The sequence below is a fragment of the Halomonas elongata genome, from assembly GCF_029081005.1.
GTDB classification, from domain to species: domain Bacteria; phylum Pseudomonadota; class Gammaproteobacteria; order Pseudomonadales; family Halomonadaceae; genus Halomonas; species Halomonas elongata_B.
The window spans coordinates 1-407 of record NZ_JAJQTQ010000108.1 but is presented as its reverse complement, the minus strand read 5'-3'; the positions used below and the strand labels follow the sequence as shown (position 1 = coordinate 407).

At 61.7% G+C, this 407-nt stretch carries 1 protein-coding gene; it reads right to left on the bottom strand.

Translation table 11 applies throughout. The annotated features are described in order from the left end of the window. A partial coding sequence (locus tag LU493_RS19655; RefSeq protein ID WP_275289488.1) for an ABC transporter permease subunit occupies positions 1–407 on the bottom strand: 407 nt, incomplete at both ends.

The following is a 407-nucleotide window of genomic DNA, read 5'->3' as shown; positions in this document are numbered from 1 at the left end:
ACCGAGGCCGGGCAGGGCATGGCGCCACATCTGCGGCATCACCAGACGGAAGAATATGGCCGCTTTCGACAGCCCCAGCGCCTGACCGGACTCCCACTGGCCCTGCGGAACCGCTTTTAGCGCGCCGCGCAGCGTTTGCGAGGCGTAAGCGGCATACAGCAGCGACAGGGCGATCGCCCCGCAGAGGAACGGGCTGACGTCAAAGTTCTCAATATGCATCTGCACCGGGATCTGCGTGAACCCGAGCGGGATGGTGAAACCGTCAGAGAGCGTCAGCAGCAGCTGGGAAGAGCCGAAATAGATAAACAGCACCACCAGAATTTCCGGTAGCCCGCGCAGGATGGTCACTATGCCGGTTGCAAGCCAGGCTACCGGGCGCCATTTCACTGACTCCAGTACCGCAAAGA